Below are 14,244 nucleotides of genomic sequence, written 5' to 3'. Positions count from 1 at the left end.
CGGAGCGGCCGTGATGCGGGTCACTATGCCCGGCGAGGGTTGAGGAAACGTTGAGGCGCGCGAGTTCAGCCGCGCAGGGCGCTGTGCAGCCGGGCGGCCGCGAGCGCGCGACGACCGTCGCCCGCGGGGAGCAGGCGCAGCGCGTGTTCGTGGATCTCGATGTCGTGGGGCGCGCGCTCGCCATAGCGCAGCGCGTGCTCGACGGTCCGGCTGGACAGCACCGCGGTGCGCACACCGACTTCCAGATAGTCGCGCCACTGCACGATCCCCGGCGTGTCCGAGTCCGGCAGCAGGGGTCCGCGATACAACTCGACCGCGGTGGCGGTATCGCCCGCTTCCAGCGCCGCCAGCACGTCCACGGCGTCACAGGACAGCGGGCTGATCAGCTGATAGACCCGGCTGGTTATCTCGCCGCCGGTGGCGCGCCGCAGGTGGGACATCTCCGATTTGAGCGTGCTCGCGCCGACCGGCCGGTCGCCGTACACCGCGAAGTGCAGGCGTTCGTGGGTCCAGCCGTCGGGCTCGAGCGCCAGCAACGCCAAGATCTCCAGCTGCCTGGGGCGCAGCCGCACAGGAGCGCCGTCGCGGATCAAGCGGGCGGCGCCGAGACAGGTCAGCCGGACCCCCGGCGCGGCCATCCGGTGGTGCAGCTTGGTCTCGATGGCAGTGACCAAGGTCCTGGCCGTGGACATCGCCAGCGGGTGGGCGCGATCCCAGGTGGTGGACAGATCGAGCACGCCGAGCTGGCGACCGTCCGCGGCGCGAATCGGCGCGCAATAGCAGACCCATCCGTGCAGAGCGGCGACCAAGTGTTCGGCGGAGAACACCGTGTGCGGCCGTTCGGTACGCAACGCCAGCGACAGCGCGTTCGTGCCCATGTGCGCCTCGTCCCAGCAGCCACCCGGCGCGAAGTTCACCTGTTCGGCGCGGCGGCGCATCACCGGACCGCCGTGCGACCACAAGATGGTCCCGGTCTCGTCGGTGATCGCCGCGACGTAGCCGGCGCCCTCGGTGATGTCGCGCAACTGATCGGTCAGCTCGGATACCGGTGTGCGCAACGGGGACTCGGCCCAGCGGGCCGCCACATCGGCTTCGGCCAGGGGCGCGTGCCTGCGCGCCGGATCGACCGTGCGCAGCGACCGCAGCCACGATTGCGCGACCTCGCTGCGCAGCGCGGTATCACCCTGCGGTGTCCCGGCGGGAATCCATCGGGACCACTCTTGTTCCAGTGCGGCGCGTTGCCGCGAGAGGGAACTGCGCTGTGCCATCTGGCGGATCCTGTGTCGTCGCTCCGATCGTCTGCGTGCCCTCCCATCATGCCCCAGCGCGCGCCCGGACATTCCGTTTCGGCTTGCCGTCCACGGGAGTGGACGATTCGCGGTGGACGACGGCTGTCGACGATCGGATCGCCGCGTCCCCCTCGGCCGAGTGCCGCGCGAAGCGTGCGTGTGCCCAGGGAATCCCGGCGGTGCGACCGGCGGTCGGTGTGCGGTCGTCGTCGGCGGCCGCACACCGAACCAGCTGGTTACGGCGTGGAGAATCCGATCAGCGCCCCGATGCCGGCTCCGATCGGAATGGTGACCAGTGCGCCGACCCCGCCGAGGAAGAAGCCGATCACGGCGCCGATACCCGCGCCGATGAGGGCGCCGACACCGGCGTTGTGCTGCTTGCGTGCGAGCGTCTCGTCCTCATTGATCTGCGTGAGGCGCTCGGTCACCGCGGGGGCGCCCACCGGCGTCACCGTGAGGGTGCGGCCCGCGTCGCTGATCGCCGGCGCGAGTCCGTGCGTCGCGCCGGAGGCCTGGAACGCCAGGGGCACGGTCGCGACGACCTGTCCCGCGCCGTCGCGCAGTTCGACCGCCCTGGCGTCGGCGGTCAACGCGAAACTGCCCGCGTCCAAGGTGGTGACCACCCCGGTGCCGTCGGCGGCGGGCGCCGAGGTGAACCCGATTCCCTGTTCGACACCGTGCACGCTGACCTGCGCGGGTGTGGCCGGCTGGGCGTGCGCGACGCCCGTCGCTATTCCGGTGGCTCCGACCGCGAGTAGGGCGGTGGCGGCGAATCTGTTGACTCTCATCGTATTCCCCACATAGTCGTGTCGGCCACGAGTGCCGACGAATCCCCAAGATGCCGGGTTTCGGCCCCACCCATTCTGGCCGCAGGGCTTTCCCGAAGCAATCGTTCTGCGAATTTCACGAGAAATCGATGAGTTGCCCGCAATGCTCTCGCGCGCGAATTCTGCCCGGGCAGAGCCGGTTTCGTGTGCTGATTTCGAGAGATTGCAGAATGTGTGCTGATTCCATCGGGGTGGTTCGGAATTAGATCGGCGTCACACCGAGTTTTCTCGAAAATTGCTGGCACCTGTCGAATTCGCGGTGGGCTCGATGGCCGGTGCTCTGCGCTGCCGGGCGCACCGCGACTCGGTGCGACGCCGAGGGAGATCTTCTCCACACGGTCGTTCGCGGTGTGGCAGGCGGTGATTCGAGGCTCCACCGGTGTTGCGGCACTCGCGCCGGATGGCGGAGATGGCATCGGGGTGGACGTTGTCGCCGACGTAGGCGATCGTCTCCACGGTTCGGGTGATTCCGGCTCCGCGCCCGTGCTGAGTGCGGACGCCTTCGTAGCGTCCGGCCTGCGCGGAGCCGGAGATCACCGGGCGTAGCGTGCCGGAGAGTGCGTGCTCAGAACGCGCTTCCGGTGCCGGGCAGCAGCCAGGCGATGCCGGGCCAGATGCCGAACGGGCTGCCCCAGAAGCCGTACGGGTTGCCCCAGTGGCCGTAGCCGCCGTAACCGCCCCAGCCGCCGTAACCACCCCAGCCGCCGTAACCGCCCCAGCCGTGGCGGTGGTACCCGCCGTGGCGGTGCCAGCCGCCGTGGATCTCCTCGGCCTGACTCGTCTGCGTGACGGTGGGCTGCTGTGCCATCGCGGGCGCGGCGGCCGCGGCGACGGGTGTCAGCGCGAGCGCGGCGACCATCGCCACGCGGACGACCGCTCGCCGTGCGCGCCCGGTCTCGACGTCGTGGATCATCGGTACTTCCTCACTTCGGTACGTTCCTTGTCCTGCCGGTGACCCGATTCGGCGGCCATCGGCCCAATCTCACCATCACGCATCGTACCGTTGTATAACGGTACATTCAATGTGGTTCGGTCGTGCGAGAATTCGCCCCGCCCGGGCACGTCGACGCTCGTGCAGGCCGGTCGCGCTGGGTACCGTCGGAATACCCGACCTCGAGGAGGAGTCGACCGTGGCTACCAGTGCCGATGTGCTGACCGACGCCTACGAGCGGATCAAGGAGGTGGTGCACGAAGCGGTGGACGGGCTGGCGGAGGACGACCTCGGCTACCGCATGGATCCCGGCGCGAACTCGATCGCGTGGTTGATCTGGCATCTGGCCCGCGTGCAGGACGATCACATCGCGGATGTGGCCGGTACCGAACAGGTCTGGACCGCGCAGGGCTGGTACGACCGGTTCGGCCTGCCCATCGACGAGTCGGCGACCGGATACGGTGACCGCCCCGAGGGCGTGGCCGTGATCCGTGCCTCCGCGCAACTGCTCGCTGGGTACTTCGACGCGGTGCACGAGCAGACGCTGCGCTTCGTGCGCGGCCTCGGCGACGACGACCTCGACCGCGTTGTCGACAGCCGGTGGGATCCGCCGGTGACGCTGGGGGTGCGGCTGGTCAGCGTGATCTCCGACGATCTGCAGCACGCCGGTCAGGCCGCGTTCCTGCGCGGGGTGGTCGAGCGAACGAGGTGAGCGGTGGCGCGGGGCGCGTCGGCGCAGCCGTGCCGTAGGTTGGTGCCGCGCATCCGATATGTTCACAGAGAGTGCCGCCGTAGTGGTTGGAATTGTTGTGGTCGGAGCCATCGTGCTCGTGGTACTGATCGCCGCCGCGGTGGTGGCGCTGCATTGGTACGTGTGGCGTCGCTTGGTCCGGGATACGACCGTCGTGGGCTCACCGGCCCGGCGGGCGGGCACGGCGATCGTGGTGGCGGGGCCTGTGCTGCTGGTCGGCACCACGGTTGCCGAAGTGGCAGATGCTCCGTTCGCTTTGGTGCGGGTTATCGCCTGGCCCGGCTACCTGTGGGGTGCGCTGTTCGTCTATCTGCTGCTGGCTTTGGCGGTCGGTGAGCCGATCCGCCGCCTGTTGTTGCGCCGCTTCGATCACGGCGAACCGGTGCCCGAACCGGTCGTCGCGGCCGAACCCGTTCAATCCGCGCCTGCGCCGGATCCCGTGCCGGAGAACGCCTCCGCGAGCGACCAGGCCGGACCGGCCGCCACGCGGCTACCGCGCCGCGTCTTCGTCTCGCGGGTGGTGAGCGGAGCGGCCGTCGCCGCGGCGGCGACCACCGTCGGCGTCGGCGCCTACGGCGTCCTGGACGGACCGAGCGTCAAGCGTGTCACCGTGCCGCTGGCGAAGTTACCGCGCCAGGCCGGTGGATTTCGCATCGCGGTGGTCAGCGACGTGCACCTCGGCCCGATTCTCGGGCGCGGTTTCGCCGAGCGGGTGGTGCGGACCGTCAACGACACCCAGCCCGACCTCATCGCGGTCGTGGGTGACCTGGTGGACGGCAGCGTCGAGCACCTCCGCTCGGCCGTGGAACCGCTGGCCGGGCTGCGCGCCCGGCACGGCGCGTTCTTCGTGACCGGCAACCACGAGTACTTCTCCGGCGCCGAGCAGTGGATAGAGCATGTCCAGGAACTCGGCATGCACCTGCTCGCGAATGCCCGCACGGAGTTGCCCGGATTCGACCTGGCGGGCGTGAACGACGTGCAGGGCGCACGAACCGGCCGGGGACCGGACTTCGCCGAGGCGCTCGGCGATCGCGACCGCGCCCGCACCGCCGTCCTCTTGGCGCACCAGCCCGTGCTGATCGAGGACGCGGTGGCGCACGGCGTCGATCTCCAGCTGTCCGGCCACACCCACGGGGGCCAGATCTGGCCCGGCAATTACCTTGCGGCCCTGGCCAATCCGACAGTCGCCGGGCTCGAGCGGTACGGCGACACCCAGCTGTACGTCTCCAGGGGAGCCGGGGCGTGGGGTCCGCCGGTGCGGGTGGGCGCACCGTCGGACATCACCGTCGTGGAACTCGTCTCGCTCCAGGCTTGATGACGGATCTCGCCGTCATCCGAACAGTCCGCCGAGCACACCGCCGCTCTGCCCGGCTTCCTGTCCGCCGCCGGTGCCGCCGAGGAAGCCGCCCGGCGGCAGCTCCGACGGCTGCACGATGACGAAACCGCGTCCGGAGAACGACAGCGTCATCCCCTCCCCGGTGCTGCGGCCCATCAACCGGCCCAGCCCGAACGAATCGTTGCGTTTGATGCCGGTCTGCAGACTCGACGACCAGGCCACCGCCGCCTGCGGGTCGGCGTAGGTCGGCTGGTCGACATTCAGCACCACCGGCGTGCCGTGCGTGGTGATGGCGATGCGGCCGCGGCCGGTGAAGACACAGTTGAACAAGCCGGCGTTGCTGGCGAACCCGGCGGCGCCCTGCACCATCCGGATGTCGTAGCGCAGGGTGGAATCGAAGGCGAGCACGTTGGCGCCGTTGATGGTGAGACCGTCGGTGCCGTCCAGATCGATGGTGTGCACATCCGCTGCGCCGTTGGCGACGAACAGGTCGCCGCGCCCGGTCACCTTCATCAGGGGAACGCCTTCGCCGGTCAGCCGCTGCTGGATCGCCCGGCCGATGCCGCCCGCCCCGAGCGCTTGGAACTGCAGGTCGCCCTGGTAGGCGACCATCGATCCGGCGCGAGCCATCACGTCGCCGTTGACGGCCACCTTGATCATCTTGCCGCCCTGCTTCTGGATGCCCGCGCCGGTGACTTCGGCGTGGCTGGGGGCGAACAGTTCGCTCTGCATCGGCAGCGCTCCTTGCTGAGGTGAGGGCATCGGTGGTGGCGGCGCCGCGGACGGGGCGGAATAGGCCGGTGGCGGCGGGTAGGTGGGTTGCGGCGGGTAGGCCGGTTGCGGCGGGGAGCCTGGTGGCGGCGCGGGCTGGTGTGCCTGCGGTGGGGCAGGTGGATACGGGGGAGCAGAGGCGGTTTGCTGTGGCGGGGGCGGAGCAGATCGATACGCCGGTGGGGGAGTCGAAGCGGGTGACGAGGTCGGCGGGGCCGGCTCGTCATCGATGTTCACCCCGAAAGCCGTTGCGATTCCGGCCAGCCCGTTGTCGTAACCCTGCCCGACCGCGCGCACCTTCCATCCGCCGCCGCGGCGGTAGATTTCCACGCAGACCACGGCGGTCTCGGTGCTCAGCCCTGTCATCGGGAAGGCCAGCGTGCTCGAGGCGGAGGCGATGGTCGCGCGCAGCGAGCCCGCGGACGCGAAGGTGGGCGGACCGTTGCCGTCCAGGCTCGCGGTGACGACGACACGCTCCACGTCACCGGGCAACGCGCTGGTCTGGATGTCCACCACGTCGCCTGCCCCCCGGCCGTGCCGGTAGGTGACGCCCGGTGCGACCGGCTGGTTGAAGAAGACGAAGTCGGCGTCGGAGCGCACCCGCCCCGCCGCGTTCAGCAACAGCGCGGATACGTCGACGGGAGCCGAGCAGGTGACGGTCACCGCCAGCCGATCGCCCGGCGCGGGGCGGTTCTCACCGCGGGCGAGGTCGGTCACGGCAGGCCGTCCGATCCGTCGGGGCGTCGTCGGGTTGACATGCGATTCACGGTTTCCAGTGTGTCGTGCGTCCGGAACCCGCGCCACCGGCATACCCGGCCGGACCACGACAGGCGCTTGCGTCCGTTCGCGGGCGGCGTCCTGGTCGCGGCGACAGCTCCTGCGTCCCGGTGAGGTCGGCAAACCATGGGCCGGTCGCGGGCCAGCACCCGCCCGAACGCTGATCGCCGCCTGAGCGTCCCCGGCATACGGCCCTCGCCGCACCCCGGCGACACGGCATCCGGCGCGACGGCACCGCACCTGTTCGGCTGCGGCGGCCGATCCTCGGAAGCGCGACTAGAGCCCGGCCGTATCGATCGGGCTCTGGTCGGCAATCCGGCCTACAGGACTTCGGCGTACATGGTGCCGTCGAGGATGCCGAATTCGACTTGTCCGGGGAACAGGGGCAGGGCGCCGGTGGCGTGCTGGGTGTGGTTGATCGCGATGGTCTCGGTGGCCCACCGGTGCAACGGTTCGGGTAGACGAAGAACCCGATGGTCGGTGCAGCGGACGTACGGGTAGGTGATCTCGCCGGGCCCGGCGAGCGGGTTGTGGATGGCGAGGGTGGCGATGTCCAGGACCAGTCCGGTGTGCTTGGCGGAGGCGACGGTCGGTGGCTGCAGTTCGATGTCGTCCATGACCGAAGACGGTAGCTCGAAGGATGCCGGAAGTGGGTGATTCCACGCGAATGTCGGTGGGATTTCATGGGAAGTGGGGGACGGCGAGGTTCATCTAGTTGGGTGAACCCCACCGCTACCACCAGCGATCGCGGCAGGCTTGGGCGTACCGGTGCCGCGCTGGATGCCCCGGAGCCACCGGGACAGCGATGAGCCTAAGCGACGCTGAACGTTCGCGGTGGCGTTTCCGTTGAATCGCCGGACGTGGCCGCCCGGTCCGGATCCGGCGGCGACCGACCGGTAACCGTCGTGGGAATGCCGCGCGACCGGCGGCGCGGCTTACTATGCGTCCGGCGTCAAAGAAGCTGTGTGCGTTGAGTATCCGGCACGGCTGTGTGTTTCTTTTCGGTTTTCTTCAGGAGGGTGAAAGACGTGCTCTACGTAGTCATTGCGGCCATTGTCGTTACGTTGTTGGCCGTGTCGGCCGCGGCTATGGTCTGGGATCCACGCCGTCGCCCCGAGTTGGACGAGTACGAGTACGAGTACGACCTGGACGAGAGTGACGCTACCGCAGGCGAGTACGTCCGCCAGCGCGGCGTCGAGTGGCCGCGCAAGGAGACCGTCTGACCTGTATGGCGCCGCCCGGCGGGCGGTGGAGGAACTTGGGTGCCCAGCCGAGTGCGGCTGGGCACCTTTTGTTTTGGGCCGCCCCGCTCGCTCGGCGGCCAGTGCCGGCAATCGACTCTCGCATCCGTGCTGTGGCTGGGTCGGGTGATCTCCTCGCGGGCCGATACTGCCGTGCGATACCAGGAATTTTGAAAAACATAGCGAGACGCTATCAAGACGATTCGACTGCCTCCAACAGCATATACGGGCGCGCCTGTCGATGATCAGATCACCCGGTAGGGTTCCATTTATGTGAGAATGGCGGGTAACACAACGGCGGTATCGGCAGCCCGGCTCGGGTAGTGCGTCACGCTCGCGGGGGTGTGACGGACGATCCGGCCGCGCGGTGGCGATCGGACGGAAAGGATGCATCGGCGCATGCTCAAGACGCTGGACCGAATACTCGGCTACGAGATGAAGGTCTCGGAGTTCCTCGGCACCCTCATCATCCTCGGCATTCCCTACGGACTGGCCGGGGTGGTCTGGACCCTCACGCACACAAGCCATTTGCGGAACATGCACGGCATCGACCTGGTGATCTCGTTCCTCGGATCGATCGTGTGCTGGCCGGTGCTCACCTTCTCGAATGTGTGCATGACCTGATGATGGCGATGGTGTGGCTCATCGACGTCGTGGTGATCGTGGTGAAGATCCTCGGTGGGCGGATGAAGGTCAACCCGGTGTTGCGTCTCGGGTTGTGGATCGCGGTGTCGAGCGCGGCGGTCGCGGGGTTCGCTGTTCTCGGGGCGCTGATGGTTCTGCTCCAACGTTGGCTGGCGAGCATGTGAGGGTTCGAAGTCGCCCTCTAGGCGACAGATCGCCTGATCACATATTCGTAAAGTCTGGCGAAGGATGCTGTGGGTATCTACCATGCTTGCTGTCAAACCTACTGGTGCAGAGGGTATAGCCGCCGGTTCCTTGCGCAGCACTCCTTGCTCATCCGCGCAGAGCTATAAGAATAACGATTAACATAATGCTTGTTTGACGCCTGTGCGGTGTGCAACACTGCACACCGCATGCCACCGCCGACGGTCATTGCCGCGCGGGGCGGATTCCAGAAAGGACCGGCGAAGAGTGACTGTCCCCACCCTCCATCGCGGGCCCGCCGACCCTGTCGGCGGAGCGAGCGAGCTGGAGAAGATCGTCGACAGCGTCTCGGGGCTGTGGCGCAGGCACCCGCAGCGATCGCTCGAGACATTGGGGCGGCAAGTCATGCTCGGCCGGGACGCGCTCGCGCAACTGATCGTCTCTCTGGTGCGCCGTCGTTTCCCTTACCAGGAATTCATCAAGCAGTGCGCGTTCATGGCGAACGTCTCGGCCGCGCCGACGGTGTTCGTCGCGATTCCCATCGCGGTGGTCGTCTCCATCCAGGTCGGCGCGCTCGTCAACCAGGTCGGCGCGACGACGTTCATCGGCGCGGTGGCCGGTCTCGGCATCATCCGCCAAGGCGCGCCCTTGGTGTCGGCGCTGATGGTGGCGGGCGCGGTGGGCTCCGCGATCTGCGCCGACCTCGGCTCCCGGACGATCCGGGAAGAGATCGACGCGATGATGGTGATGGGCGTCGACCCGGTGCGCCGCTTGGTCGCGCCGCGGCTGGCGGCGGCGGTGCTGGTCAGCGTCCTGCTCTGCGGCTTCGTGGTCTTCGTCGGCTTCGCGACCGCCTACATGTTCAACGTCTACGCCCAATCCGGGACGCCGGGCTCGTTCATCAGCTCGTTCGCCTCCTTCGCGGTCGCGAACGACCTCCTGGTCGCGCTGGTGAAGGCCGCGATCTTCGGGATGCTCACCGCGGTGATCGCCTGCGACATCGGCTTGCACGCCCACGGCGGTCCCGGCGGCGTCGCGAACGCGGTGAACTCCGCGGTGGTGAGTTCGGCGCTGATGTTGTTCGCCACCAACATCATTCTCACCCAGCTGTACAACACGCTGTTCCCGACGAAGGTGGTGTGAGCATGGCCAGCACCTATACGCCGCCCGCGATGCAGCCGGTGCGGGCCGTCGGGAAAGCCGCCATGGTTCCGGTGCACGCCAATCAGCGCATCGGGCACCAGGCCTTCACTTTCGTTCGAGCGGTCGTGGCGATCCCCTTCGTGCTGAAGCACTATCGCAAGGAAGTGGCGCGGCTGATCGCCGACGTCGGCTGGGGCAACGGCTCGCTCATCGTCGGCGGCGGCACGATCGGCGTCGTGGTGATCCTGTGCGCCTTCGGCGGGATCATCGTCGGGATGGAGTCGTTCACGGCGCTGAACCTCCTCACCATGTCGCCGCTGACCGGCGCGATCTCCGGTTTCGCCACCACCAGGGAGCTGGCGCCGATCCTCGCGACGCTGGCCTTCGCGATCCAGGCCGGTTGCCGCTTCACCGCGCAGCTCGGTTCGATGCGCATCTCCGAAGAGATCGACGCCCTGGAATCCATCGCCATCCGTCCGCTGCCGTATCTGGTCAGCACCAGGATGATCGCGGCGACGCTGACCATCATCCCGCTCTACAGCATCGGTCTCGCCACCGCGTACCTGACGACGAAGATCACCGTGCTGTTTCTGGGCGGCACCGCGGCGGGCACCTACGACCACTATTTCTTCCAGTTCCTGATCGGACCGGACGTGTTCTTCTCCCTGCTGAAAGTCGTGGTGTTCGTCCTGCTCGCGACGTTCATCCAGTGCTACTACGGCTACGTTGCCACCGGCGGCCCCGAGGGTGTCGGGGTGGCCGCCGGACAGGCGATCAAGATGGTGATCGTCGTGATGGTCTTCGCGAATCTGTTCCTGACCCTGACGATCTGGGGCATCGATCCCGGATTCCGGATCTCGGGGTAAGCGCCGATGATCCTGGATCCCAGCGGTCGCGGGCCCTCCGGCCGGCAGTTGACGCTCTACGGGCTCGCCGTGCTCACCACGATCGCCGCGCTGCTGTATCTGCTGGCGCTGCGCTACACCGGTCACTTCGAGGACAAGGTCCCGGTGACCGTAGTCCTCACCAGTACCGGCGACGGGTTGCCCAGCCGCGCCGACGTGAAGTTCCGCGGCATGGTGGTCGGCCGCGTCGCCGGTGTGGACGTCGTGGCGCGTGGCGCGCGGCAGCACGCGAGCGTCGATCTGAAACCGGGCGTTGTATCGACCATTCCGGCGAATGTCACGGCGCGGGTCATCCCCAACAATCTGTTCGGTGTCACCGCGATCGAACTGCTCGACAACGAGCCGGGGACCGGTAGCCTGCGCGCGGGCGCGACCATCGCGGAGGACACGAGCTCGGCCACCGTCGCGTTGCAGACCACCTTGAACGTGCTACGCGACGTGCTGAACAACATCCAGCCCGAGAAACTCGGCCGAGTGCTCGCGACGCTGTCGGCCGCGCTGGACCCCGCCGCGCGGGCGCCGGGCTCGACGATCCAACGACTGGACCACTGGCTCACGGAGGTGCGCGGGATTCCCGAAATCGGTGATCTGCTGGGTGATCTCGGACGCGCTTCGGTAGCGCTGAGCGTGTCCGCGCCCGATCTGGTCGGACTGCTCTCGGAGTCGGTCACCAGCGCGCGAACTCTCGCCGAACGCCGTGCCGAGCTGATCAGCCTGCTGACTACGGGCAACGCGACGGTGGATTCGGTGAACGCGCTGTTCGCCCGCAATCCCGATGCGGGCAAGTTCCTGGTGGCAGGCCTGGACGACTTGTTCGGCAACCTCGCCGACGATCCCCAGGCCATCCCGTACACGGCGCGGAATCTGAACGTCGCGTTGCAGCGGCTGGCCACCACTTTCCGATTCGGTCCGATGAAGCAGATGGTGTGGAAGATGGATGTCTCCTTCACGCCGTTCCAGCAGTACACCGCCGCGGACTGCCCGCGTTACGGTGACCGGTACGGTCCGCGCTGCTTCGGCGCGTCTGTTCCGGATACCGCGCCGCCGCAGCAGTTCCCGCCGCAGTTGCTGCCCGGATGGCTCGACGCGGCGGGGCCACGGCCGATCCCCGCGGCGCAGCCGGAGCAACCTGTTCTTCGAATCCCCGGCCTGCCCGCGATTCCGGGATTGCCCGCGATTCCGGGTCTGTCGTTGCCCGGCCTGCCCGGGCCAGGCGCCCCCGTACCCGCGGAGCCCGGTCCGGCGCCGCAGGGAACCGCCCGGCCGATCGCCCTGCGCGGCGCCGACGCCGTCGCGGCGATCGTCGGCGGCCGACCGACCGTCGCGCAATTGCTGTTGCTGACCCCGGTCCTCGCGGGCGGCTCGGTGACCGTGTCCGAGCAAGCTCCCGGCAGCGGAGGACGATGAGATGAGATCCACCAGAGCGCTGATCGGTTTCAGCTTGTTCGCGGTCGTGGCGATCGCCCTCACCTACACCATCTGGTCCACTTTGCAGCGATCGGTCGAGGGGCGCACCCAGCCCTACTCGGCGGTGTTCTCCGATGTGCTCGGCTTGCGCGTCGGCGACGACGTCCGCGCGGCGGGCGTGCGGATCGGCCGGGTGGACAAGATCGACTTCACCGACGGGTACCTGGCCAGAGTCGATTTCCGGCTCGAGGACGGGCAGCGGCTGACCACGACGACAAAGGCGATGGTCCGCTACCAGAACCTGATCGGGCAGCGCTACGTGGCCTTGGCCGCGGGCGATGGGGCGGGGACGGTGCTGGAGGCGGGCGCGCAGATCCCGCTGGAGCGGACCGAGCCCTCGTTCGACGTGTCCGCGCTGCTGTCGGGCTTCGAGCCGCTGTTCGGCGTGCTGCAACCCGATCAGGTGAACTCGTTGTCGGAGACGCTGATCCAGGCGTTACAGGGCAGCCAGGTGTCGCTCAGCGCCTTGATCACGCAGGCGGCGCAGCTGGCGGGCACGTTCGGTCAGCGGGACGAGATCCTGGGCGAGGTGCTGGGCAACCTCAGCAGTGTGGTGACCGGTCTGGCCCATCGCAGCGACGAGTTGGAGACGCTGCTCACCCAGGCGCGCGCGCTGATGGAGGGGTTGTACGCGCAGGGCGAGAGCCTGAAGCACTCCGTCGACCGGGTCGCGGGCACCACCGACTCGCTCACCCGCTTGGTGATGCAGGTCAAGCCGGGGCTGGCGACCGCCCAGCGGGAAGCCACGACGGGTGTGGCGCTGCTGCTGCTCAACGGCGCCTCGCTGGACCAGGCAGCGGTGGAGTTGCCCACGGTGCTCAACGGCATCGCCCGCTTCACCGGCTACGGGGCATACGGCAACGCCTACCTGTGCAGCCTCGACATCTCGCTGTGGGGCGTGCTGCTGCCACCGGGACTGTTCTCACAGGTGGGCGGCGATTCGCATTCGGAGGTCTGCCGGTGATCGAGAAATTGCGGCTGCCGGGTTTCCTGCGCAACCGGCATCTGCGGCTGGGGCTCCTCGCGGCCGGGCTCGTCGCTGCTCTGCTCGTCGGTTCCAGCGTGCTGAAACAGGCGCGGCTGGGGGACAAGACCATCGAGGCCGAGTTCGCGCAAGCCGCGGGCCTGCGCCCGGGTGCGACGGTGGACGTCTCGGGTATCGAGGTCGGTGCGGTGCGATCGGTGCGTCTGGAGGGGCCGAAGGTCGTCGTCGAGCTGCGCGTCCGTCGCGACCTGCGGCTGGGGCCGGACGCGCGCGCGGCCATCGAGATGTCCACCATCCTCGGCCGGTTGCACGTGGATCTGCTGCCCGGCGATGGTAAGGGCTTGCCGGGCAACCGGATTCGCCTGATCAACACGACCGTGCCGTACAACTTGAGCAAGGTGATCCAGGATCCGCAGTACAAGAATTCGTTCGAGCGGATCGAGCGCATCGATCCGCGGAAACTACGGCAGGCACTGGACGCGGTGAACCAACAGCTGGGCGATTCTCCGCAGTTGGCCGTGCAGGCGCTCGACAGCATCGGCGCGCTGGCCAAGGTGGTCGACGATCGCCGCGACGAGGTCGACGCGCTGCTCAAAGGCCTCGATCAGGTCTCCCAGCTGGTTTCGGACAATCAGAACAGCGTGCTGCTGTTGCTGACCCGCGGCGAGGCCATCGGCGCCGCGGTGCAGAAGCGCCAAGCGCTGCTGCGGCAGTTGCTCGACAACGTCGCCAGCCTGTCGGGCCTGCTGCGCGACATGGGCTTGGAGAACAACGACCAGCTCGAGCCGCTGATCCACGACCTGAACACGATGTCGGAGGGGCTGGCGAAGAACCGCGACAACCTCGACCGGCTCTACGAGATCATGCCGGTGACGTTGCGGCAGTTCACCAATGTGACCGGCAACGGTCCCTACGGCGAGGTGTGGGCGCCGTGGTTCTTCCCGGACAACTGGCTGTGTTTCGCCCAAGCCGTACAGGGGTGCAAGTGAGGAG

The 14,244-nt window shown here is 68.1% G+C and carries 15 protein-coding genes; 10 read left to right on the top strand and 5 right to left on the bottom strand.

The genetic code is table 11. From position 1 onward, the window contains the following. Positions 1 to 65 precede the first annotated feature (65 nt). From K8O92_29275 to K8O92_29265, 3 genes are all read right to left on the bottom strand, one after another. On the bottom strand, positions 66 to 1,268 hold the full coding sequence (locus tag K8O92_29275) for a transcriptional regulator (GenBank protein ID UAK31795.1): 1,203 nt from the start codon (positions 1,266 to 1,268) through the stop codon (positions 66 to 68). Positions 1,269 to 1,525: 257 nt separating this feature from the next. Continuing rightward, positions 1,526 to 2,077, bottom strand: a complete 552-nt coding sequence (locus tag K8O92_29270) for a hypothetical protein (protein ID UAK31794.1) — start codon at positions 2,075 to 2,077, stop codon at positions 1,526 to 1,528. Between the two features lie 604 nt (positions 2,078 to 2,681). After that, positions 2,682 to 3,029, bottom strand: a complete 348-nt coding sequence (locus K8O92_29265) for a hypothetical protein (protein UAK31793.1) — start codon at positions 3,027 to 3,029, stop codon at positions 2,682 to 2,684. Between the two features lie 109 nt (positions 3,030 to 3,138). On the opposite strand from K8O92_29265, the gene K8O92_29260 reads away from it, so the two are divergent. Further along, entirely contained in the window at positions 3,139 to 3,759 is a 621-nt protein-coding gene (locus K8O92_29260) for a DinB family protein (protein ID UAK31792.1), read from the top strand. Positions 3,760 to 3,817: 58 nt separating this feature from the next. Continuing rightward, entirely contained in the window at positions 3,818 to 5,113 is a 1,296-nt protein-coding gene (locus K8O92_29255; GenBank protein ID UAK31791.1) for a metallophosphoesterase, read from the top strand. Positions 5,114 to 5,128: 15 nt separating this feature from the next. Here the strand turns inward: K8O92_29255 and K8O92_29250 are convergent, their stop codons facing one another. Together K8O92_29250 and K8O92_29245 are read right to left on the bottom strand one after the other, a co-directional pair. Then, the gene (locus K8O92_29250; protein UAK36009.1) at positions 5,129 to 6,715 is read right to left on the bottom strand and encodes an AIM24 family protein; all 1,587 of its coding nucleotides are present in this window, start codon (positions 6,713 to 6,715) and stop codon (positions 5,129 to 5,131) included. Positions 6,716 to 7,002: 287 nt separating this feature from the next. Continuing rightward, positions 7,003 to 7,299, bottom strand: a complete 297-nt coding sequence (locus K8O92_29245) for a hypothetical protein (protein ID UAK31790.1) — start codon at positions 7,297 to 7,299, stop codon at positions 7,003 to 7,005. A 456-nt stretch (positions 7,300 to 7,755) separates the two neighbouring features. On the opposite strand from K8O92_29245, the gene K8O92_29240 reads away from it, so the two are divergent. From K8O92_29240 to K8O92_29205, 8 genes are all read left to right on the top strand, one after another. Continuing rightward, positions 7,756 to 7,905, top strand: coding sequence for a hypothetical protein (locus K8O92_29240; protein ID UAK31789.1), 150 nt, complete (start codon positions 7,756 to 7,758; stop codon positions 7,903 to 7,905). A 417-nt stretch (positions 7,906 to 8,322) separates the two neighbouring features. After that, positions 8,323 to 8,547, top strand: coding sequence for a hypothetical protein (locus K8O92_29235; protein ID UAK31788.1), 225 nt, complete (start codon positions 8,323 to 8,325; stop codon positions 8,545 to 8,547). Further along, the gene (locus K8O92_29230; protein UAK31787.1) at positions 8,547 to 8,732 is read left to right on the top strand and encodes a hypothetical protein; all 186 of its coding nucleotides are present in this window, start codon (positions 8,547 to 8,549) and stop codon (positions 8,730 to 8,732) included. Before K8O92_29235 ends, K8O92_29230 begins: the two co-directional genes overlap by 1 nt. A gap of 286 nt (positions 8,733 to 9,018) precedes the next feature. Next, positions 9,019 to 9,894, top strand: coding sequence for an ABC transporter permease (locus K8O92_29225; protein UAK31786.1), 876 nt, complete (start codon positions 9,019 to 9,021; stop codon positions 9,892 to 9,894). Positions 9,895 to 9,896: 2 nt separating this feature from the next. Beyond that, positions 9,897 to 10,760 carry an ABC transporter permease gene (locus K8O92_29220; GenBank protein UAK31785.1) on the top strand — a complete coding sequence of 288 codons (864 nt, stop codon included), beginning with the start codon at positions 9,897 to 9,899 and terminating at the stop codon, positions 10,758 to 10,760. 6 nt (positions 10,761 to 10,766) lie between these two features. Then, positions 10,767 to 12,206, top strand: coding sequence for an MCE family protein (locus tag K8O92_29215; protein ID UAK31784.1), 1,440 nt, complete (start codon positions 10,767 to 10,769; stop codon positions 12,204 to 12,206). A 1-nt stretch (position 12,207) separates the two neighbouring features. Beyond that, positions 12,208 to 13,230 (top strand): MCE family protein, encoded by a 1,023-nt coding sequence (locus K8O92_29210; GenBank protein ID UAK31783.1) that lies wholly within the window; start codon positions 12,208 to 12,210, stop codon positions 13,228 to 13,230. Continuing rightward, positions 13,221 to 14,240 (top strand): MCE family protein, encoded by a 1,020-nt coding sequence (locus K8O92_29205; GenBank protein ID UAK36008.1) that lies wholly within the window; start codon positions 13,221 to 13,223, stop codon positions 14,238 to 14,240. Before K8O92_29210 ends, K8O92_29205 begins: the two co-directional genes overlap by 10 nt. Positions 14,241 to 14,244: the final 4 nt, after the last annotated feature.

Origin of the sequence: Nocardia asteroides, assembly GCA_019930625.1 — a bacterium.
Lineage (GTDB): Bacteria > Actinomycetota > Actinomycetes > Mycobacteriales > Mycobacteriaceae > Nocardia > Nocardia sputi.
Note: the sequence above shows the minus strand (reverse complement) of the source record. Positions and strands in the feature narration are given on the sequence as shown.

What these genes read in the sequence shown, in the direction of transcription:
- K8O92_29275 (UAK31795.1), bottom strand. Translation starts at nt 1,268, where the DNA reads ATGGCACAGCGCAGTTCCCTCTCGCGGCAACGCGCCGCACTGGAACAA.
- K8O92_29270 (UAK31794.1), bottom strand. Translation starts at nt 2,077, where the DNA reads ATGAGAGTCAACAGATTCGCCGCCACCGCCCTACTCGCGGTCGGAGCC.
- K8O92_29265 (UAK31793.1), bottom strand. Translation starts at nt 3,029, where the DNA reads ATGATCCACGACGTCGAGACCGGGCGCGCACGGCGAGCGGTCGTCCGC.
- K8O92_29260 (UAK31792.1), top strand. Translation starts at nt 3,139, where the DNA reads ATGTGGTTCGGTCGTGCGAGAATTCGCCCCGCCCGGGCACGTCGACGC.
- K8O92_29255 (UAK31791.1), top strand. Translation starts at nt 3,818, where the DNA reads ATGTTCACAGAGAGTGCCGCCGTAGTGGTTGGAATTGTTGTGGTCGGA.
- K8O92_29250 (UAK36009.1), bottom strand. Translation starts at nt 6,715, where the DNA reads ATGCCGGTGGCGCGGGTTCCGGACGCACGACACACTGGAAACCGTGAA.
- K8O92_29245 (UAK31790.1), bottom strand. Translation starts at nt 7,299, where the DNA reads ATGGACGACATCGAACTGCAGCCACCGACCGTCGCCTCCGCCAAGCAC.
- K8O92_29235 (UAK31788.1), top strand. Translation starts at nt 8,323, where the DNA reads ATGCTCAAGACGCTGGACCGAATACTCGGCTACGAGATGAAGGTCTCG.
- K8O92_29230 (UAK31787.1), top strand. Translation starts at nt 8,547, where the DNA reads ATGATGGCGATGGTGTGGCTCATCGACGTCGTGGTGATCGTGGTGAAG.
- K8O92_29220 (UAK31785.1), top strand. Translation starts at nt 9,897, where the DNA reads ATGGCCAGCACCTATACGCCGCCCGCGATGCAGCCGGTGCGGGCCGTC.
- K8O92_29215 (UAK31784.1), top strand. Translation starts at nt 10,767, where the DNA reads ATGATCCTGGATCCCAGCGGTCGCGGGCCCTCCGGCCGGCAGTTGACG.
- K8O92_29210 (UAK31783.1), top strand. Translation starts at nt 12,208, where the DNA reads ATGAGATCCACCAGAGCGCTGATCGGTTTCAGCTTGTTCGCGGTCGTG.